The organism is Acidovorax sp. (genome assembly GCF_022763525.1).
Taxonomy (GTDB): domain Bacteria; phylum Pseudomonadota; class Gammaproteobacteria; order Burkholderiales; family Burkholderiaceae_C; genus Acidovorax.
In genome coordinates this window covers 1-20,542 of the sequence record NZ_JALEGG010000199.1, presented here as the reverse complement: position 1 = coordinate 20,542, position 20,542 = coordinate 1, and the positions used below count along the sequence as shown (strand labels likewise).

17 protein-coding genes are annotated in these 20,542 nt (G+C 66.3%); 10 read left to right on the top strand and 7 right to left on the bottom strand.

Features of this window, described 5'->3' with window-relative positions; genetic code table 11:
• Window positions 1-3: 3 nt before the first annotated feature.
• The 7 genes from MRY84_RS15620 to MRY84_RS15590 all read right to left on the bottom strand — a co-directional run bounded on the left by MRY84_RS15620 (window position 4) and on the right by MRY84_RS15590 (window position 11,232).
• Entirely contained in the window at window positions 4-1,230 is a 1,227-nt protein-coding gene (locus tag MRY84_RS15620; protein WP_291506625.1) for an acyl-CoA dehydrogenase family protein, read from the bottom strand.
• Between the two features lie 170 nt (window positions 1,231-1,400).
• Complete coding sequence (locus tag MRY84_RS15615; protein ID WP_291506631.1) at window positions 1,401-3,002, bottom strand: AMP-binding protein; 1,602 nt, start codon at window positions 3,000-3,002, stop codon at window positions 1,401-1,403.
• 146 nt (window positions 3,003-3,148) lie between these two features.
• On the bottom strand, window positions 3,149-4,150 hold the full coding sequence (locus MRY84_RS15610) for a LysR family transcriptional regulator (protein WP_291506630.1): 1,002 nt from the start codon (window positions 4,148-4,150) through the stop codon (window positions 3,149-3,151).
• A gap of 561 nt (window positions 4,151-4,711) precedes the next feature.
• Window positions 4,712-6,559, bottom strand: coding sequence for a gamma-glutamyltransferase family protein (locus MRY84_RS15605; protein WP_291506624.1), 1,848 nt, complete (start codon window positions 6,557-6,559; stop codon window positions 4,712-4,714).
• Window positions 6,560-6,838: 279 nt separating this feature from the next.
• Window positions 6,839-8,425, bottom strand: coding sequence for an alkaline phosphatase D family protein (locus tag MRY84_RS15600; protein ID WP_291506623.1), 1,587 nt, complete (start codon window positions 8,423-8,425; stop codon window positions 6,839-6,841).
• A gap of 177 nt (window positions 8,426-8,602) precedes the next feature.
• Window positions 8,603-10,150, bottom strand: a complete 1,548-nt coding sequence (locus MRY84_RS15595) for a GGDEF domain-containing protein (RefSeq protein WP_291506622.1) — start codon at window positions 10,148-10,150, stop codon at window positions 8,603-8,605.
• A 107-nt stretch (window positions 10,151-10,257) separates the two neighbouring features.
• Window positions 10,258-11,232 carry an NADPH:quinone oxidoreductase family protein gene (locus tag MRY84_RS15590; protein WP_291506621.1) on the bottom strand — a complete coding sequence of 325 codons (975 nt, stop codon included), beginning with the start codon at window positions 11,230-11,232 and terminating at the stop codon, window positions 10,258-10,260.
• A 141-nt stretch (window positions 11,233-11,373) separates the two neighbouring features.
• On the opposite strand from MRY84_RS15590, the gene surE reads away from it, so the two are divergent.
• The 10 genes from surE to MRY84_RS15540 form a co-directional block, all read left to right on the top strand.
• Window positions 11,374-12,162, top strand: a complete 789-nt coding sequence (gene surE, locus MRY84_RS15585) for a 5'/3'-nucleotidase SurE (protein ID WP_291506620.1) — start codon at window positions 11,374-11,376, stop codon at window positions 12,160-12,162.
• Entirely contained in the window at window positions 12,162-12,932 is a 771-nt protein-coding gene (locus tag MRY84_RS15580) for a protein-L-isoaspartate(D-aspartate) O-methyltransferase (RefSeq protein WP_291506619.1), read from the top strand. Before surE ends, MRY84_RS15580 begins: the two co-directional genes overlap by 1 nt.
• A gap of 12 nt (window positions 12,933-12,944) precedes the next feature.
• Window positions 12,945-13,868, top strand: coding sequence for a peptidoglycan DD-metalloendopeptidase family protein (locus MRY84_RS15575; RefSeq protein WP_291506618.1), 924 nt, complete (start codon window positions 12,945-12,947; stop codon window positions 13,866-13,868).
• Between the two features lie 5 nt (window positions 13,869-13,873).
• Complete coding sequence (locus MRY84_RS15570) at window positions 13,874-14,917, top strand: RluA family pseudouridine synthase (protein ID WP_291506617.1); 1,044 nt, start codon at window positions 13,874-13,876, stop codon at window positions 14,915-14,917.
• A gap of 149 nt (window positions 14,918-15,066) precedes the next feature.
• Window positions 15,067-15,828 (top strand): SMC-Scp complex subunit ScpB, encoded by a 762-nt coding sequence (gene scpB, locus MRY84_RS15565; protein WP_291506616.1) that lies wholly within the window; start codon window positions 15,067-15,069, stop codon window positions 15,826-15,828.
• Window positions 15,828-17,402 (top strand): pseudouridine synthase, encoded by a 1,575-nt coding sequence (locus MRY84_RS15560; RefSeq protein ID WP_291506615.1) that lies wholly within the window; start codon window positions 15,828-15,830, stop codon window positions 17,400-17,402. Before scpB ends, MRY84_RS15560 begins: the two co-directional genes overlap by 1 nt.
• 88 nt (window positions 17,403-17,490) lie before the next feature.
• On the top strand, window positions 17,491-17,916 hold the full coding sequence (ndk, locus tag MRY84_RS15555) for a nucleoside-diphosphate kinase (RefSeq protein WP_291506614.1): 426 nt from the start codon (window positions 17,491-17,493) through the stop codon (window positions 17,914-17,916).
• 87 nt (window positions 17,917-18,003) lie between these two features.
• Window positions 18,004-19,128 carry a 23S rRNA (adenine(2503)-C(2))-methyltransferase RlmN gene (gene rlmN, locus MRY84_RS15550; RefSeq protein WP_291506613.1) on the top strand — a complete coding sequence of 375 codons (1,125 nt, stop codon included), beginning with the start codon at window positions 18,004-18,006 and terminating at the stop codon, window positions 19,126-19,128.
• Between the two features lie 35 nt (window positions 19,129-19,163).
• The gene (gene pilW, locus MRY84_RS15545; protein ID WP_291506612.1) at window positions 19,164-19,997 is read left to right on the top strand and encodes a type IV pilus biogenesis/stability protein PilW; all 834 of its coding nucleotides are present in this window, start codon (window positions 19,164-19,166) and stop codon (window positions 19,995-19,997) included.
• 19 nt (window positions 19,998-20,016) lie between these two features.
• Window positions 20,017-20,542: helix-turn-helix transcriptional regulator (locus MRY84_RS15540; RefSeq protein WP_291506611.1), on the top strand; the 526-nt coding region annotated here is incomplete at its 3' end.

Sequence of the window (20,542 nt, the reverse complement as noted above, 5' to 3'; positions counted from 1 at the left end):
CGCTCAGGGGGATGCCAAAAGCTCTTTCGCGATGGTGTTGCGCTGGATCTCGCTGGTGCCGGTGAGCACGCGGTACATGCGCAGCATGCGGAACAGGAACTCCACGCGCCGCCCCTGCACGATGCCCTCGCCGCCGTGGATCTGCACCGCGCGGTCGGCGATGCGAAAGGCCGCCTCCGAGCAGAACAGCTTGGCCATGGACGATTCGGCGCGCGGCTCGGCGCCTGCATCGATGGCGCGGGCCGTGGCCAGCATCAGCCCGCGCGCGGCGGCCCAGTCGGTCGCCATGTCGGCCAGCATGTGCTGGATGGCCTGGAACTGGCCGATGGCACGGCCGAACTGGTGGCGCTGCTGCGCGTAGTCGCGTGCATCGCGCAGGGCCACCTGCGCCAGGCCCAGCATGGCCGGGCAGTGCAGCAGGCGGTTCACGCTGATGCGGCCCAGCGCCAGCGCCAGGCCGCGCCCGGGTTCGCCGATCAGGTTGGCGGCGGGCACGCGCGCTCCGTCCAGCACGATGTTGCCCGTGCTCGTCTGGCCGGCCATGGTCTTGTAGCCCGACTCCACGCGCACGCCGGGTGCATGCAGGTCCACAAAGAAGGCCGTGACCTCGCGCTTTTTCGGGTCGGGGTCGTCGTGTGTGGCGGTGGACGCCATCAGCACCGCGTAGTCGGCAAACGGCGAGCCCGAGGTGAAGCGCTTGGTGCCCGTGATCACGTAGTCGTCGCCCTCGCGCACGGCGCGCGTCTGCACGTTGCCAGCGTCCGATCCGGCCTCGGCCTCGGTCAGTGCGAAGCAGATGGCCATCTCGGCCCGGGCCACTGGCAGGATGAACTGCTGCATCTGGTGCGGCGTGGCCATGCGCGCCAGCGCGCCCACGCGCGGCGGGCCACTCAGCTCGCCAAACACATGGGGGGCAAACGGCGAGCCGCTGGCGTAGATGGCTTCCTTGACCAGCACATGGTCCAGTGTGGACAGGCCCAGGCCGCCCATCTTTTGCGGCAGCGTCATGCCGTAAAAGCCCAAAGCGTGCGAGCGTTTCCACACCTGCTGCAGCAAAGCCTTGTCGGGCGCGTTCTCGTGGTCGATGCCATGCTCGCGCGCCAGCGCCGCCAACTCGCCATACAGAAACTCGCTGATGCGCGCGATCAGTTCGGCCGCCTGGGGCGAGCCCTCAAAAGGCATGCCGGGAAACAGCGGCGCGGGGAGGGGGGATGTAATGTCGTTGTTCATGTCAGGATTCCTTGTCGTTGGCTGTGACAGCGGGCTCTGGAAACTGGCGCAGGCCCAGGCGAGAGACGCCGAGCAAGGGCCGCCCCGCAGCGAGGGCGTCGTCCCCCTTCCCGCAGCGCGCAGCGATGCGAGAGAAGGGGGAAGGCGCGCAGCGCCTCAGGGGGATGTACCTAGTTCACCATCCGCCCACGCCCCTCCCAGTACGGCGCCTGCACGGCGCGGCGCATCACCTTGCCGTTGGGGTTCTTGGGCAGGGTGGTGACGAACTCGATGCGCCGGGGCCGCTTGAACCCGCCCAGGTGCTGGGCGCAGAACGCATCGATCGCAGCGGTGGTGTCGGCGCCGGCCGCGCGGCCGGGCTTGAGCACCACGTGCGCGGCCACGGCCTCGCCCCATTTTTCATCGGGCACGGCAAACACGCAGGCATCGGCAATCGCGTCGTGCTGGTACAGCACGGCCTCGACCTCCGACGGGTACACGTTGAACCCGCCGCTGATCACCATGTCCTTCTTGCGGTCCACGATGTAGACGTAGCCCTCATCGTCCATGCGCGCCAGGTCGCCCGTGTGGTAGGCACCGTCCTTCAGCACCTCGGCCGTCAGCTCGGGCGCGCGCCAGTAGCCCGCAAAGATGTCGTCGCCGCGCACCACGATCTCGCCGATCTCGCCGGTGGCCACGGGCTGGCCGTCGTCGCCCAGGATCTGCACATCGCATTCCAGAAACGGGCGCCCGCACGAGGCCAGCCGCTCGGGCCGCGCCGCGCGGGCAAACAGGTGGTCCTCCACCGACAGGCCGCATACGCCCGAGGTCGTCTCGCCCGCGCCGTAGCCTTGCTGCAGGATGGGCCCGAACACGTCCATGGCCTGCAGGATGCGCGCGGGCGCCATGGGGGCGGCGCCGTAGCCCAGGCGCAGCAGGTCGGGCAGGGGGCGGTACTGGCCCTCCAGCTCGGCCAGCAGCATGTTGATCATGGTGGGCACCATGAAGGTGTGGGTCACTCGGTCGGCCCGCATGTCGGCGATGAAGCGCGGGGGCTCGAAGCCGTTGAACAGGCGGATGGTGACCCCCTGGCACAGCGCCGGCACCATCTGCATGCCCGATGCGTGGGTGATCGGGCCCACCAGCCCCAGGATGTGGCCGGGCTGCTGCCCGTCCGAGCGGGTGAGGAACTTGCGCAGCTGCGCAAGGCGGTTGCCGAAGGTCTGCATGGCCGCCTTGAGCACGCCGGACGAGCCCGAGGTGTAGTGCAGCACGGCGACTTCGTCCTCGAACACGGCCACCGGGGTGAACGTGTCGCTGGCCTGGGCCAGTGCCGATTCATACCCTGCGGGGCCCGCATCGTCGGTCAGCAGCAGCTGGGGCATGGCGTCGGGCATGCTTTGCGCCACATGTGGGCGGATGGTCTCGGCGCGTTCGGTGGTGGTGACGATCAGCGCCGCACCGCTGTTGGCGGCAATGGCGCCGACCTCGTTGGGCGAGAGCCGGGCGTTGAACGGCGCCTTGATCAGCCCGGCCTTGTAGCAGGCGATCTCGATCTCAACGACCTCGACACAGTTGGGCAAGTAGATGCCCACGCGGTCGCCGCGCTGCAGGCCCAGGCCCAGCAAGGCGTTGGCCAGGCGGTTGGAGCGTTGCTCCAGTTCGGTGTAGGTGATGCTGCGCGCGGGGCTCTTGACCGCGATGCGGCGGGCATGGGCGCGGGCGCTGCGCGCCACGAGGGCGCCGACGTTGGCGACCACGCGCGGGGGAATGGGGGGCGAGGTGGTGGTAATGGCTGTCTCCTGAAACACCGGCCCCGTCGAGCGCGGGGCATGCGGTCACTGTTCCAGAAGACGGGGTATCAGGGAAATACCGATTGCTGATCGGCAGCCATCAATTCGATTGATGGTCAGACGTTGGATGGTCAATCCGCTGCATGTCATTCGCGCCCAGGGCCGGGCTGTCCAGCAACTTCGGCGTCCCACCGGCCTGTGGACACCAGGCGCTGCGCCACCTCGGTCAAGGCTTGTACTACAGCATGCATCACGCCGTCGCCGCCAGCGTCTGCGTCTCGCCCAGGCGCCGTGGCCAGGGTGTAGGCGCGGGTCATCTGCGGGTTCACCACGCGTGCGACCAGCCAGTCGGCCCCCATGGCGGGCGTGTCACCCATTGCGCAGGCAGGCGTGAAGGTGAAGCCTGCGCCGCAGGCGTAGAGCGACCGGATCACGCGGGCCGAGTCGTGTTCGTGCACGATGTTCAACGCAGTGCCGCGCTGGGCCGCAGCGTCTTCCACCTGCTGGCGGATCGAGTAGCGGCGCGACTGCAGCACCAGGGGCTGCTCTGCGGCGACAACGAAATCGATATCGGGGCGCGCGGATGCGGTGGGCGCCGAAGGACCTTGCAGCAGGGCACGCACGCGGCCGCTCGCATCATGCCCGCAGAAATACATGGACTCGCGCGCGAAGGGCCGGCACGCCAGGCCATCGACATGGGGCGTGTCGACCAGGATGCCGATGTCCGCGCGCCGGTCGAGCATGGCCTTCTTGACCATGAGGCTGAGATCGTCGAGCACGAACACGCGGATGCGCGGATGGGTGTCCTTCAGGTGCGCAAGCAGCGGGCCCATGAGCAGCGACGACAGCAGAAACGGCACGGCGACGGTGACCGAGCCTTCAGGCCCCTGGGGCAGGCGCTGGATGCGTTCGCGCATGGCCGCCGCATCGCTCAGCAGCCGCCGCGCGTCCTGGTACAGCTGCACGCCGGGTTGTGTGGGCGTGACGCCCGCGTGGGAGCGCTCCAGCAGCTGCGCGCCCAGTTCCGACTCCAGCTTCTTGATCTGCGCTGTGAGCGCGGGCTGCGCAATGTAGAGGCTGCCAGCCGCTCGCGAAAGGCTGCCGGCCTCGACCACGGCGATGAAGTAGCGCAGGCTTTTAAGGTCCATGGGCACGACTGTAGCGAGGTGGGCGCACACGCTGGCAGAACTGATCATCTATTGATAGCTGTCAGCGCTTTCTGGGTATGCGCAAAAGGCCAATTTGACCCATATTCGATCCATCGCGCCACGCCATGGAGCCTTGTCACCTTCTGCCGTACTTGCGGCCGCAGCGTCAAGCCTTGGGACAGCTTTCGAACCCCGGCCCGTGACCCTGGCACTGAGCCGAGCGTCGAGCTTGACCTTGAACAAGGTGACTTGCGCAGGGGGTGTTGCGTGGCTGGTGGATCTATGAAACTGCCTTGGCTGGAGTCTGGCCACCTCTTTCACTGCCGCAGTGCCGAGGTCTGATCTGAAAACCCCGACTTGGTATTGGAAGGAGAGGGCGAGCACCCGGACGGTGTGCTGCTCGCACCCGGCCAAGACCACGGCTGACACAACAAGTGCACTTGGGCGCATCAAGTGATGCTCTCCCGTGCGCCGGCCGTGGCCCGTCCGTAGATGGGGCCTGTTTCCAGCCCGTCTGCGGACCATCGCGCCATGCCGCGCAGCATGGCGCGACGCTGCCACTCAATCCCCCATCACCACGCCTTCGCGCCGCGGGTCTGCTCCACCCATCCACAGCTTCTTGCCGTGCGCATTGCCGCGCGTGATGGCCTGCAGCCCGCTGGTCATGTTCATCTCGCGCACCTCGGCACCACGGGCGCGCAGGGCTTCCACCGTGGCGGGCGGGAAGCGTTTCTCTTCCAGCAGGGTGGGTCCGTTCATGGAACCGAAGTTGGGCAGGTTGATGGCCTGCTGCGGCGTCAGCCCCCAGTTGAGCACGCCGTAGAGCGTCTTGGCCGTGTAGTGGATGATGGCCGCGCCGCCCGGGCTGCCGCCGCTCATCAAGAGCTCGCCGGTGGCCTTGTCGAACACCAGGGTGGGGGCCATGGATGAACGCGGGCGCTTGCCGGGCTGCACGCGGTTGGCAATGGGCTGGCCCTGCGCGTCGGTGGGGGCAAAGCTGAAGTCGGTGAGTTCGTTGTTCAGCAGGAAGCCCTTGACCATCTGCCGCGCACCGAACTGGTCTTCGATGGTGGTGGTCATGGCCAGCGCGTTGCCGAAAGCATCCACGATGCTGATATGGCTGGTGCCATATTCGGGCTGGTCGGGCATGGGGGCGTAGCCGGTCTTGACCGCGCCGGGGTTGCCCGGTTGCGCGATCTTCATGCTCTGCGCGCCGATGAGCTTGGCGCGCTCGGCCAGATAAGCGGGGGCAAGCAGGCTGCTCCAGCTGCCGGCCGGGGGCTGCACGAAGTCGGGGTCGGCCACGTACTGCGCGCGGTCGGCAAAGGCCAGGCGGGCCGCTTCGGTGTACAGGTGCAGCCAGTCGGCGCTCGGCGCCTGTCCTTGAAGGCCGTCCTGCAGCGGCTTGGCGGCGGCGTCGGTGTTCTTGAGGATGCCCAAAATCTGCCCGACGGCGATGGCGCCCGAACTGGGCGGCGGGAAGCCGCACACGCGGAAGTCCTTGGCTTGCACCTGGTAGTCGTGACACAGGGCTTCGCGCTTCTTGGGCTGGTAGCCAGCCAGGTCGGCCAGGCTGAGCTTGCCGGGGTTGGTGGGGTGTTTTTGCACCTTGTCCACGATGGCCTGGGCGATTTCGCCTTCGTGCAGGGCCTTGCTGCCTTCGGCAGCGATCTTGCGCAGCACGGCGGCCAGTTCGGGGTTGCGCAGGTTCACCCCCACATCGCGCGCGTCGCCGTCGGCCTTGTAGAAATAGGCGGCAGCCACCGGGTCCTTCTTGAGGTGCTGGTCGGCCTTGACCAGGGTGTTGAGCCGTGCGCTCACCTTGAAGCCACCCTCCGCCAGCGTGATGGCGGGTTGGAACAGCGTGGCCCAGGGCAGCTTGCCGTGCTGCTTGTGCGCCATCTCCAGCATGCGCACGGTGCCGGGCACGCCCACCGAACGGCCGCCCACCACGCCGTCGTAGAACGGCACGGGTTTGCCGTCGGCACCCAGGAAGAGTTTTTCGTCCGCGGCGGCTGGGGCGGTCTCGCGGCCGTCATAGGCCTCCACAGTCTTGCCCGTGCTGTGCAGCAGGAAGGCACCGCCGCCGATGCCGCTCGACTGCGGCTCGACCAGGGTCAGCACCATCTGCACGGCAATGGCGGCGTCGATGGCCGAGCCTCCGGCCTTGAGGATTTGATAGCCCGCATCTGTCGCCAACGGGTTGGCGGCGGCCACGGCGAACTTCTCGGTGGCCCAGCCGGGTTTCTCGGTGTAGCCCGACGAGCCTTCGGGCTGGGCTGGCACGGTGTAGGCGAACTGCGAAGGCTTGCTGGCGCAGCCTGCCAGCAACACGGCCGAGGCCAGCAAACTCAGGCTGAACGTGATGACGCGGGCAGAGGGCCGGGCGGACGTGGTGGTTTGGGGCATGAACGACTCCTGGATGGCAAGAAGCGAAGAAGCGGCCATGGTAAGCGGGACGGGCCATGGCGGCACTGCGGCGTTACATCGCGCTACAGGCTTCGGAGTGGGGGGCTTGACGGCGGCGCGGCCTCCGGGCTTGGTGTTGTCTGGCCCGGCCCGCAAGGGTAGGGGCCAGGAACCTGGAGGAGAGGGATCTCGATGTTTTTGGCCTGTGGCGCTTATCCATCCAGCGCGAGCAGCTATCAATGATGTAGCGGATCGCCAGACCTCCACGCCGGCGCGCTGTCAAGCGGGCTGGGGTCCAGGCCGCCTGTCTTCCACCACAAACTGTGCGAGCGTGCTCGCGCCGCTGTCCGCGCGCAGCGGATCGTCCACCACGCGCAGGGTGGTGGTCCACCGCAAGGGCGTGACGTCCGCCAGGCCATAGCCGCGCCGGTCGCACCGGGCCAGCAGGACGTGCGGGTTGTGCCGGGCGATGGCGTCCACCTTGTCTTGCGTAGTGCCCGAGCGCGAACTGATCGAGGTGCTGCAGAACTCGCTGGCCACCACGGGCGAGTCGGGCCGAAGGGGATCGGCGTGGACACGGCAGACGTAGTTCTGATGGATGTCGCCACCCAGCAGCACGGTGTTGCGCGGCGCATGTCCCGCCACGGCCTTCAGCAGGCGGCTTCGGGCGGCCGGGTAGCCGTCCCAGCTGTCGGCGGAGGTGACGCCAGACGGGTAGTGGCGCGGCGAAAACAGGGTCTGCTGGGCCAGTACGCTCCAGCGAGTGGGGTTCTCGCTCTGGGCGTCGGCGGCCAGCCCGGTGTCCAGCCACTGCTCTTGTGCTGTGCCCAGCAGGGTTCGGGCGGGGCTCGCCAGGTCGGCGCAGTCGGCTGCGCGCACGCTGCCCGCGCTGGCGGATTGGGGCGCGCGGCAGGCCTGCCAGCTGCGGTACTGGCGGCTGTCCAGCAGATGAATGTGCGCCAGGCGGCCCCAGCGCAGGCGGCGGTAGACCTGCAGTGCATCCCAGCGAGTGTCGGGCAGCGTGCGGTTCAGGCTCGCGGCGCGCAGGGGCATGTTCTCGTAGAAGGCTTGCCAGGCGGCGCTGCGCAGCGTCAAAAAGCTCTGTGCGTCCTCGCCCCGGGCTTGTCCTGCGCCAGCGGCGTAGTCGTTTTGTACCTCGTGGTCGTCCCAGGTCACGGCCCAGGGGCAGGCGGCATGCGCGGCTTGCAGGGCGGGGTCGCTCTTGTGCAGGGCGTAGCGGTCCCGAAAGTCCGCCAGTGTCGTGGCGTGGCGCAGGCTGTGGGTGCGCGCCAGGTCGGTGGTGGTTTTGGGCGTGGCGTATTCGTAGATGTAGTCGCCCAGGAACAGCACCAGGTCCGGCTGGTCGGCCACCAGATGCCGCCAGGCGGCGTAGTGGCCGTGCTCCCAGCGCTGGCACGAGGCAAAGGCGATGCGCAGCGCGGCGGGCAGGTCGCCGGGCTCCGGGGCCGTGCGCGTGCGCCCAACGGTGCTGACGGCATCGCCCAGCATGAAGCGGTAGTGGTACCAGCGCGCGGGCTGCAGGTTGCGCAACTCCACGTGCACGCTGTGGCCTAGTGCCGGCACGGCCGTGGCCTCGCCCTTTTGCACGATCTGCGCAAACCGGGCATCGTGCGCCACCTCCCACCGCACGGTGTGGGCGGCCTGCATCTGGGCCGGATCGGCCAGCACCAGCCGCGTCCACAGCACCACACCGTCCGGTCCGGGGTCGCCGCTGGCGACGCCCAGGGCGAAGGGATTGGCTTGCAGCGCGGGAAGATGGCTCCACGCCCAGCGGGGCAGGGTAGCTGGGGCAGCGGCGAAGGCCGCGTAGCGCAAAAAGCTGCGTCGTTCCCGCTGCAGAGTCATCGCCAGATTCTCAAAAGAAGCGCTGCGTTGAAAACAGGCGCGGCCCAGAACAGCGGCCACCGCGCAAGGGCTGCCAAGCTGCCGATGCGGCGCTTCGCTTGCGTGCGCTGGTGGCGGCCCCCTCCCGAAGGAAAGGGGGGAAGGCGCCGAAGGCGGCTCAGGGGGGGCTCCACCGTCCTATGCCGCCATCACCCGGTTCTTCCCCGAGCGCTTGGCCAGGTACATCGCCTGGTCGGCGCGGCGGATGGCGTCCAGGCTGTCCTCGCTGTCGTGCAACTGGGCGACGCCCGCGCTGAAGGTGATGAGCACCTTCTCGCTGCCCTGAAGGAAAAAGCGGGTGGTCAGTTCGCGCTGGAGCCGCGTCATGGCGGCCACGCCGCTGTCCACCGCGGTGTCGGGCAGCACCAGCACGAATTCCTCGCCGCCATAGCGTGCCAGCAGGTCCTGCGGCCGCATGACCTCGCGGGTGACCTGGGCCAGGTGGACCAAGGCTGCGTCGCCAGCCGCGTGGCCCAGGCGGTCGTTGATGGTCTTGAAGTTGTCCACGTCCAGCAGCGCCAGGCACAGGGGCGAGCCCAGGCGGCGAGCGCGGGCGATTTCGCGCTCCATGGCCTCGTCCAGGCCCTTGCGGTTGAGCGAGCCGGTGAGCGGGTCGTGCCGCGCCTGGGCGCTGGCCCGGTCGAGTTCTTCTTGCAGCTTGACCACCTCGGCGTGCTTGGCCTCGGTTCGTTCGCGCAGGTCGTGGAGCTCGTCGTGGGCCACGCGGCTGTCCAGCGCCATCGCGCGGGTGGCGCTCATCACCTCGTGGAGCACCGGGGCGATCTCTTCGAGGGTGTTGGCCTTGCCGATCAGGTCGGCGCAACGCGCCATGGTGCCCTGGTAGGTGGTGCTGGAGGCGGTGATCTTGGCCAGCCGCTCGATGAAGGTGGCAAGCATCTCCTTCATTTGTTCCTGTGCTTCCACAGTCCGCGCCTTGGCCTCGGTCTGCTTGAAGATCACGTCTTTGAGCCGGCGCTGCACATCGTCCAGCCGACGCAGGGTGAGCGGGGGGGTGGAGGCGGCCATCAGCGCCTCGGCCTGGCCGTGCAGCCAGCGGTCTTCCACGCTGAGCACGGCGATGTTCTCGAACACCATGCGCAGCAGGTCCAGCAGGCTCGCGCGGATGGCGGCCTGGTCCTCGGTGGCGAAAGACACCCGGTAGGCAAAGTTGCCCAGCATGAGCTGGACCGTGGAGATGGGCGGCGCGGGCTCCTTCAGGAAGGCGATGAGCTTTTGCGCCATCTCGATCACGCGGGCATCGTCCTCGCCCAGGGCGGGCAGGGTGTTGTCGATCAAGCGGGCCAGCATCTGGGCGAACTCGTCCGGCAGGATGCCAGGGGCGGCGCCGACGCCTGCGGCGGCATCGGCGGTTTCCACCGGCGCGGCTGCGGCCGCCGGGCTCAGCCCCAGGTTGGCGTAGCCGACCATCACACTCTGGACCGAGGTCCAGTCTTTGTGATTGACGGCACGTTCAAACTGGCCCAGGAGCCGCTTCTGCGCGGGTGTCTGCCCCGGCAGGACGCGCAGGATCTGGTGCAAAGGGCCTTCGGGAAAAGGCTGTGGGCTGCGCGTGCCCGCGATTTCGTCGTAGAGCGCCAGGTAATTGTCCGGCGTAGGGGGCAGCCGCCGGGCTGCCAGTTGCTTGAGCGTCTCGCGCGCGATCTCGGAAGGTGGTCGGTCGGCCATGTGCGGACAACAGTGCAGTGTCAATGGAGCGGGAACAGCGAGTGTGACACAGCATCAGCGCGCTCTCTGCCCCTTTGCAGAGGCGCCGCAGCAGGGACGGCGGCCCGTCAGTTCACCATCACCAGCTTGCCCATTACGCCGCGCGAGCCCATGTGGGCGTAGGCAGCGGGCAGTTCGGCCATGGGCATGGTGCGGTCGATCACGGGTTTGATCTTGCCCTGTGCGTACCACTGCGCCAGCTCGCCCATCATGGCGGCGTTGGCCTTGGGCTCGCGCTTTGCGAAGTCGCCCCAGAACACGCCGACGATGGAGGCGCCCTTGAGCAGCGCCAGGTTCAGCGGCAGCGAGGGAATGGGGCCGGAGGCAAAGCCCACCACCAGGTAGCGGCCGCGCCAGGCGATGGAGCGGAAGGCCGGCTCGGCAAAGTCGCCGCCCACGGGGTCGTAGATCACATCGGGACCCTTGCCGTCGGTGAGCGCCTTGATCGCGTCGCGCAGGTTGTCCCGGCTGTAGTTGATGGTCGCGTCCGCGCCGATGGAGGTGCACAGCGCGCACTTCTCGTCGCTGGAGGCGGCTGCGATCACGCGCGCCCCCATGGCCTTGGCAATCTGGATCGCGGCCGTTCCCACCCCGCCAGCGGCACCCAGCACCAGCACGGTTTCGCCTGCCTTGAGCTGAGCCCGGTCCACCAGCGCGTGGTAGGACGTGGCGTAGATCATGATGAAGGCGGCAGCATCCACGTGCGAAAAGCCATCGGGCAGCGGCATGCACAGCGCCGCAGGCGCAAGGGTGTGGGTGCCAAAGCCCCCGGTGCCCGAAAGGCAGGCCACGTTCTGGCCGACCTGGAGGTGTGTGACGCCGTCGCCCACGGCGGCCACGACCCCTGCGTATTCCGAGCCGGGCACGAAGGGCAGGGGCGGCTTCATCTGATACTTGTTCTGCACGATCAGCAGATCCGGAAAGTTCAGGCTGGCCGCCTTGATCTCGATGAGCACCTCGCCCGCTTTGGGCGTGGGCGTGGGCAGTTCGGTCCAGCTCAGGGCGTCGACGCCAGTGGGGTTGGTGCAAAGCCAAGCGTGCATGGAAAAGTCTCCTGTCGGTATCGGAAACGCATGATAGGGGGCGCTTCCGGCCGCCCGATGTCCCACGAGCGACGGGTGACAAGGGCTCGCCTGTCCGCCGGACCTCCCACCTACAATCCGTTGCAACCCCTGCTGCAACCCATGAAAATTCTGATTTCCAACGACGATGGCTACCAGGCCCCGGGCATTGTGGCGCTGCACGACGCGCTCAAGACCCTCGAAGGGGTGGAGGTGGAAGTGGTCGCGCCTGAGCACAACAACAGCGCCAAGTCGAACGCACTGACCTTGCATTCGCCGCTGTACGTGCACACGGCGCACAACGGGTTCCGCTACGTGAACGGCACTCCGGCCGACTGCGTGCATATCGCGCTGACCGGCCTGCTGGGCTACCGGCCGGATCTGGTGGTTTCGGGCATCAACAACGGCGCCAACATGGGCGACGACACCATCTACTCAGGTACGGTCGGGGCGGCAATGGAAGGCTATCTGTTCGGCATTCCGGCCATCGCGTTCTCGCAGGTCGACAAGGGCTGGGGCGAGATCGAGGCCGCCGCCGCCAAGGCGCGGGAGATGGTGGGCCAGATGCGCGCGCAGCAGCTGGTGAACGAAACACCCTGGCTTCTGAACGTGAACATCCCCAACCTGCCGCTGGATGTGCTCAAGCCTGTGCGGCTGTGCCGGCTGGGGCGTCGCCATGCGGCAGAGCGGGTCATCGTGCAGGAAAGCCCACGGGGCGAGGCCATGTACTGGATCGGTGGCGCTGGAGCCGCCAAGGATGACGCGGAGGGCACCGATTTCCATGCCACGGCGCAAGGGCATGTGTCGATCACGCCCTTGAAGGTGGACCTGACCGATCACGAGAACCTGGGGTACTGGGCTCAGACCGCGTCGCGCATGGAACAGGGGGCAGAGCGCGCCCCCGCGGCGTGATGCAGCGGCGCCCCGGATTCCCGGCTAGGCTGCCGGGGGCAGGCACTGCACCTCCCCGCCCGGCGCCCCTCGCATCCGCGGCCCGCGCGCCAGTGGCAGCGGCGCCGTCCGGCGTGGGGCTCGACTCAGCGGCAGTGCGCGCCCGCATGGTGCAAAAGCTGGCGGCAGGCGGCATCACTTCGGCACCTGTGCTCCAGGCCATGGGCGCGGTGGAGCGCCATCGTTTCGTGGACAGTGCGCTGGTCAATCAGGCATACGAGGACACCAGCTTACCTATCGGCCTGGGCCAGACGATCTCCAAGCCCAACGTGGTGGCCCGCATGTGCGAGTTGCTGCTGGGTGCGGAGAGTGCGCGCAGCGGCGGATTGGGGCGGGTACTGGAAATCGGCACGGGCTGCGGCTACCAGGCGGCCGTGCTGAGCCATCTGGCGCGCGAGGTCTACACCTTGGAGCGCCTGCGCGGCCTGCACGACAAGGCTCGCCACAACCTGCGGCCGTTCCGCCTGGCCAATGTCCACCTGCTGCTGGGCGACGGGATGCTGGGGTATGCGAAGGGCGCTCCCTACGCGGCCATCATTGCCGCGGCGGGCGGCGATGCGGTGCCGCAGGCCTGGTGTGAGCAACTGGCCGTTGGGGGGCGGCTGGTGGCGCCGATGGCCCTCACTGGAGGGCAGCAGATGTTGCTTGTCATCGACAAAACCCCGCACGGATTGAAACAATGCGTGCTGGAGCCCGTGCATTTTGTCCCCCTAAAATCGGGGATTGCCTAAAGGGAATTGCTTATGTTCGTATCGCGTGGTCTTGTGGTTGGGTTTACCGTGGCACTGGCGGGTTTGGCGCTCACCGGCTGTGGCACCCGGCTGAGCAAGGCTCCAGTGGAAGATCGAGGCACCTCCTCCTCCGCATCCGCGCCCGCGCCTTCCACTCAACCGGGTGTGGTGGTAGGCGCCCCGCTCAAGCCCCTGCCCGGTGCTGAAAATGCGGGCAAGCCAGGGTACTACACCGTGAAGCCTGGCGACACGCTGATCCGCATCGGTCTCGAGTCGGGCCAGAGCTGGAAAGACGTTGCACGCTGGAACAACCTGGAGAACCCCAATTTGATCGAGGTGGGCCAGGTCCTCCGGGTGGCTCCTCCCGCTCCTGCATCGCAGGCGGTGGCGTCCGACACCGGCGTGGTCACCCGCCCCGTGGCATCTTCGACAGTCACACCCGCTGCACCCGCCAGCACGCCGGCTGCGCCAGCGAGCTCGGCCAAGCCCGCCGCATCATCCCCTGCCTCGGGCGCGGTGGTTGCGGTGGCGCCTACGACACCTGCTTCGCCCGCCGCTTCTGGCGAGGACGACATGGCGTTCATCTGGCCGGCTCCGGGCTCTTTGATTGCCGGCTTTGACGAGGCGCGCAACAAGGGCTATGACATTGCCGGCAAGGCGGGCGATCCGGTGGTGGCCGCGGCTGATGGCCGCGTGGTGTATGCCGGGGCCGGCCTGCGCGGATATGGCAACCTTGTCATCCTCAAGCACAACAACACCTTCCTGACCGCCTACGCCCACAACCAGACCTTGCTCGTCAAGGAAGACCAGTCGGTGCGCAAGGGCCAGAAAATCGCGGAGATGGGCAACACCGATGCGGATCGCGTCAAGCTGCACTTTGAAATCCGCCGGCAGGGCAAGCCTGTTGATCCTTCTCGCTACCTGCCTGCCCGTTGACGCGCATGGCGGCTGCATCGCCTGCTGAAAGCCCCGACGGCTGCGGACAAGAATCAGCGGGACTGCCGGACGAACTGCTGAGCGAGGAAGCCGAGGGGCTCGCTGAGGAGGCCGGGAGCGAGGTCCGCTCCATGCGGGTCGGTGCTGGGCAGCATGACTTCCGGCTCGACCGGGCACTGGCCGACCTGGTTCCCGAATTCTCCCGCAGCTACCTCCAGCAATTGCTGGCGCAGGGGCTTGCAAGCCTGAATGGCAAGCCCGTGGTGAAAGCCGCAACCCGCGTGAGGGCGGGTGACCAGCTGGTGCTGGAGATGCGGCCTACGTTGCAAAGCCAGGCCTTCCGTCCAGAGGCCATGGCCATTGACGTGGTCTATGAAGATGCGCACCTTCTGGTGGTGAACAAGCCCGCGGGTCTGGTGGTGCACCCGGCGCCCGGCAACTGGAGCGGCACGCTGCTCAATGGCCTGCTGGGCCGTGACGAAAAAGCCGCCGCCGTGCCCCGGGCTGGCATCGTGCACCGGCTCGACAAGGACACCAGCGGGTTGATGGTGGTGGCCCGCGATCGCTCCACCATGGATGCGTTGGTGGCGCTGATTGCCGCGCGCAAGGTGCAGCGCCAATATCTCGCACTGGCCCATGGCGCCTGGACAGGCCCGCAGAACCAGACGGTACAAGCCCCCATCGGCCGGGATCCTCGCAACCGCCTGCGCATGGCGGTGGTGGATCTGGCGACGCACGCTGGCAAGGCGGCGCGAACGGACGTCCGGTGGCTGGCTGGAAATGCCGAAGGCTGCTGGGTGCAGTGCACTCTGCACACCGGGCGTACACACCAAATCCGTGTTCACATGGCTTCTCTCAAGCATCCCCTGGTGGGCGACACCCTCTATGGGGGGGCCCCGCTGGGAGGGCTGCACCGGCAGGCGCTGCACGCGTACCGTCTGGCCTTTGTACACCCCGTGACCGGGGCGCCGCTGGAGTTCCATGCCCCCGTGCCCGAAGACATGCGCCAGGCACTGTCTTTCTGGGGGCTGGGCTACAATGCGCCCTGACGGCCCACTTGGCCCCGCCCGAAGACGGAACCATTCCTCCGGGCTCTCGCGTCGCGTCAGCGCTCCTGCAGAGCGCACCCCTTGATCGCCCCCTGCTGTTGATGTGCCATCGTTGCGACGCGCGGCACTTTTCCAGGAATCGCTGAACCATGAATACGGTGGATGCCAAACGGGTCCTCGAAACTGCGTTGATTTGCGCGCAGCAGCCTATCCCTGTGCGTGAGCTCCGGGTGCTTTTCAATGACGAGCTGGGGTCGGACACGCTCAAGACGTTGCTCCATGACCTGCAGCTGGAATGGTCACAGAGGGGAGTCGAACTGGTGCAGGTTGCCAGCGGCTGGCGCTTCCAGAGCCGCCCCGAAATGCGTGAGTACCTGGACCGGCTGCATCCGGAGAAGCCGTCGCGCTACTCGCGTGCCACCATGGAAACGCTGGCCATCATTGCGTACCGCCAGCCGGTGACACGGGGCGATATCGAGGATATCCGGGGTGTGACGGTCAACAGCCTGATCATCAAGCAGTTGGAGGACCGGGGGTGGGTAGAGGTGATCGGGCACCGCGAAACGGTGGGCCGTCCGGCCCTGTTTGCGACCACCCGGCAGTTCCTCGACGACATGGGACTCCAATCGCTGGACCAGTTGCCGGTGCTGGACGACCCCACCGGCAACGCCAACGTGCTGGAAGCCATGGCCGCCGCTGCGCAGGGAGAGTTGGATGCCGGTGCCGAGCCTGGGCCCGATCCCGAGCCTGCCGCGGATGTGCAGCCGCCTGCGGCGAATGAGATGGAGGTGGCTGCGCCTAAGGCCGACCACGCCATACCGCTGACCGTGGACGATTTTTTTCAGGACGCGGAGACCGATCTCCGTGACGACGATGCCGATACCCCGGGTGGTATCCAGGAAACCATGTGATGAACGATTCGATCTCCGAGCCTTCAGCTGATCTGCCGGACGCCGCCCCCGCTGTGGCCATGGCGGCGCCATCCAAACCGGCAGCCAAACGTGCTCCCCGCAAGAAAAAAGCGGAGCCCGCTGCCGCGAGTGAAACCCAGGGAAGTCCTGTAGTGGCAGACCCGGCCCAGGCGCCTGAGCCAGTGGTGGATGCAATGCGAAATACAGCTGTGCAGGGCGAATCTGTCGAGGCTTCGGCGACCGACATGGCCGACGCTGCCGTGGTCGCACCGGGAGCCACCGCTTCGGATGTGGAAGACCTCCAGCATCGCTCTGAGCGCAAGCGCGAAGGGGATGCGAAGAACAGGCAGGGGGGGGCGCAGGCGCGTGCAGACCGTGGCCGGCGAGGACAACCTAAGGCATCGGCGGCTCCGGTGGAGGGGTATCAGTTCGAAGACGTGGTATCGGGCCGTTTTGACGAAGACGATGCCTCGGCAGAGTCGGTGCCCGCCAAGCGTGTTTTGCTCCCGCAAGTGGAAACGCCCAAGCTCCACAAGGTGCTGGCCCAGGCGGGGCTCGGGTCTCGCCTGGAGATGGAGCAACTGATCCTGGAGGGCCGCATCTCCGTCAACAACGAGCCTGCCCACATCGGCCAGCGCATCCAGTTTGGCGACCAAGTCAAGGTCAACGGCAAGCCCATCCGCTACAGGATCGATCCGCCGCCTGCGCGCGTGATCGCGTATCACAAGCCTGTGGGTGAAGTCGTGACTCACGACGATCCCCAAAACCGTCCCACGGTGTTCCGCAAACTGCCACGGCTCATGCAAGGCAAGTGGCAGTCGGTCGGGCGTCTGGACCTGAACACGGAAGGGCTGCTGCTGTTCACCAGTTCGGGCGAACTGGCCAACAAGCTGATGCACCCCCGTTTCGGCTTGGAGCGCGAGTACGCCGTGCGCGTGCTGGGCGCTCTGAGCAACGAAGAAAAGCAGAAGCTCCTGGATGGCGTGCGCCTGGACGACGGAATGGCGTCTTTCGGCTCCATCGAAGACGGAGGGGGTGAAGGCTCCAACTGCTGGTACCGCGTCACCATTTCCGAAGGGCGCAACCGTGAAGTGCGTCGCATGTTTGAGTCGGTGGGCCATGCCGTGAGCCGGCTGATCCGCATCCGCTACGGCGCCATGATGTTGCCGCGCGGGCTCAAGCGCGGGGCGTGGCTGGAGCTGGACGAAAGCGATATCCGGGCCCTGATTCAAGCGGCAGGAGCAGGGCGGCCTGATGTTGCTGACGGGGCTCGGGCGGAAGGCAGGACCGGGGCTGGGCGCAATGGTGGCAAGCGCAACGGGGGGCGCCGCGAGGCAGCGCCAGGGGCCGGGCCATCTGCAGGCGGCCGCAATCAAAACCCGCGTCGCGGTGGTGGGACGGGTGCGGCCCGCAGCAACAATGCCGGCGCAGGGGACCGCCAGCGCGGTGCTGCGCAGCCGGACCCGATGAAAACGTCCGTGGGATACATCGGCATGGACAGCCTTTCGCGTCATCGGCAGGACAAGCGCCGTCCGGGCGGTGGTGGCCCACGACGCGGGGGCGGCGGGCGGTAAGGGCTCTTTTGGCACGGGCCCCGGTTAGAATCGCGGGCTTTGTCCCGTGGACAAACGAATCTCAGCAACATCCATTCAGGAAACCAACATGGCAATCGAACGCACCCTCTCCATCATCAAGCCCGACGCAGTCGCCAAGAATGTGATTGGTCAGATCTACGCACGCTTTGAAGCGGCTGGCCTCAAGATCGTGGCTGCACGCATGGCCCATCTTTCGCGCCTGGAAGCTGAGCAGTTCTATGCTGTTCACAAAGAGCGTCCCTTCTTCAAGGATCTGGTGGATTTCATGGTTTCCGGCCCTGTGATGATCCAGGCTCTGGAGGGCGAAAACGCCATTCTGAAGAACCGTGAACTCATGGGTGCCACGGACCCCAAGAAGGCCGAAGCTGGCACCATCCGCGCCGACTTCGCAGACAGCATCGACGCCAATGCCGTGCATGGCTCCGACGCTGCAGAAACCGCCCAGGCTGAAGTGGCATTCTTCTTTCCCGGCCTGAATATCTACTCGCGCTGAGATGGACGTCCCCATGCCTGTTCCCGCCGTGGTGGGAGTGCTGTGCCATGGGGATGACTGCGCTCGGCCCGCTCAATGGAGGGCGCAGTGACGACCACCAATTTGCTGGAATTTGACCTCGATGGCCTGGCAGCTTTCTGTCAGGACCTCGGGGAGAAACGGTTTCGCGCAACCCAGCTTTTCCGTTGGATCCACCAGCGGGGAGCCAGTGATTTTGACGCCATGAGCGATCTGGCCAAGACACTGCGCGACAAACTCAAGGGCTGCGCTCGTGTGCAGGCACTGCCTGTCATTTCCGAGCACGTGTCCGCTGACGGTACGGTCAAGTGGCTGTTCGATGTGGGCGATGGCAACGCGGTGGAATCGGTGTTCATCCCCGAGGACGACCGCGGAACGCTCTGCATCTCGTCGCAGGCGGGCTGCGCCGTAGGATGCCGTTTTTGCTCTACGGGTCACCAGGGGTTCAGCAGGAACCTGACCACGGGTGAAATCATTGCCCAACTGTGGTTTGCCGAGCACTCCCTGCGAAAGCGGCTCCAGTCTGAGGATCGCGTGATTTCGAACGTGGTCATGATGGGTATGGGCGAGCCCCTGCAGAACTACTCGGCGCTTGTACCGGCCCTGCGCGTCATGCTGGATGACCATGGCTACGGTCTTTCGCGTCGACGGGTGACCGTATCGACCTCCGGGGTTGTCCCCATGATGGATCGCCTCGCCGAAGATTGCCCGGTGGCCCTTGCGGTGTCGCTCCACGCGCCGAATGACGCGCTGCGCGACAATTTGGTGCCGCTCAATCGAAAATACCCTATCGAAGAACTGCTGGCAGCTTGCAATCGCTACCTGGTGCATGCGCCACGCGATTTCATCACGTTCGAATACTGCATGCTCGATGGCGTCAACGACCAGATGGAGCATGCTCAGCAACTGATCCAGTTGGTCCGGGGAGCTGGAGGGACTGGCATACGCTGCAAGTTCAACCTCATCCCCTTCAATCCGTTTCCGGCATCCGGACTGCTGCGTTCGCCCCAACATCAAGTGTTGGCTTTTGCGAAAGCCTTGAGTGATGCAGGTATCGTCACCACAGTGCGTAAGACCCGTGGGGACGATATTGACGCTGCCTGCGGTCAACTCGCTGGTGATGTCAAGGATCGGACGCGCGCAGCTGAGCGGATGGCAAAGCAGCGGACAATCGCGCTCAAGCCGGTGACTTGATCGCAGGCACCCGATGGATTTCAAGGAGGCTTTACATGGTGGGAATGGTTGGACGTGGGCGGCGCTGGCGCCGTTGGCCCCTCATGGTGTGCGGTGCGACTGCCTTGATGGCGGTGCTGCAGGGCTGCGCGACGACCGCAAGCGCCCCAGCCGCAGATGCCAATGCGGGGCTCGTCACGCCGTCGGACGAGCCTGAGACGCGCCGCCGGGCTCGTATCCGCCTGGAACTGGCTTCCAACTATTTCGAAAACGGCCAGACTGCTGTGGCCCTGGATGAGGTCAAGCAGGCGCTGGCTGCGGACGCTACTTATCCAGACGCATTCAACCTGCGAGGCCTGATCTATCTGCGGTTGGGTGATTTTGCGCAGGCAGACGAGAGTTTTCGTCGAGCGCTCGCCTTGCGCGGCGGCGACTCGAATATTCTGCACAACTATGGCTGGCTACTTTGCCAGCAGCGCAAGTTCGCCGAAGCGGATCAGCAGTTCGCGCGGGCGCTTGGAAACCCGGCGTACACCGCTCGTAGCAAGACGCTGATGGCCCGAGGGCTCTGCCAATCGGAAGCAGGACAATTTGCAGAAGCCGAGCAGTCCCTGCTCAAGGCCTATGAACTGGATGCATCCAATCCCATCGTGGGATATCACTTGGCTTCGCTTTTTTTCCGGCGCAATGAGCTGAGCAAGTCGCAGTTCTATATCCGGCGTCTCAACAACAGCCAGTTTGCAAACTCTGAGTCGCTGTGGCTGGGGATCAAGGTTGAGCGCGCATTGGGAGATACGGTGGCGATGAGGCAATTGGCGGACCAGTTGCGAAAGCGGTTCCCGGATTCCCGGGAACTCGGGGCATACGAGCGCGGGGCATTCAATGAGTGAGGTCTTGGAAGAGGGGGGCGTGACCGCGGGCGCGCTGTTGAGAGAAGCGCGGCAAGCCGCCGGCATCCATATCGCCGCGCTGGCGGTGGCGTTGAAAGTGCCGGTGAGCAAGTTGGAAGCCCTGGAAGCGGACAACTACCAGGCCTTGCCGGATACAGTCTTCGTGCGTGCGCTGGCTTCGAGCATGTGCAGGACCCTCAAGATGGATCCGACTCCGGTTCTATCGTTGTTGCCGCAAAGCAAGAGTCCGCGCTTGTCGACAGACGGCGGCGGGCTGAACGCTCCGGTGAAAGGCTCCCATAGCAAATCGTCCTCCTCTGCGTCTTCATCCTCGTCTTTTTCGACCCGGTCAACGCCTCGCTCTGTGAGCCTGCTGGTCCTGGCCTTGCTGGCCGGCGCGCTGGTGCTGGTGTTTCTGCCCCGGCAACAAGATGATGCAACGGGTTCGCGCGGCGTGACGCCTGCCGCGCCCACTGCCAGCGCAGTCGAGCCGATGGCCGGTGCTGCCGCTTCCGGTGCTTCGGAGCCTCGGCTTGCGCTGTCGG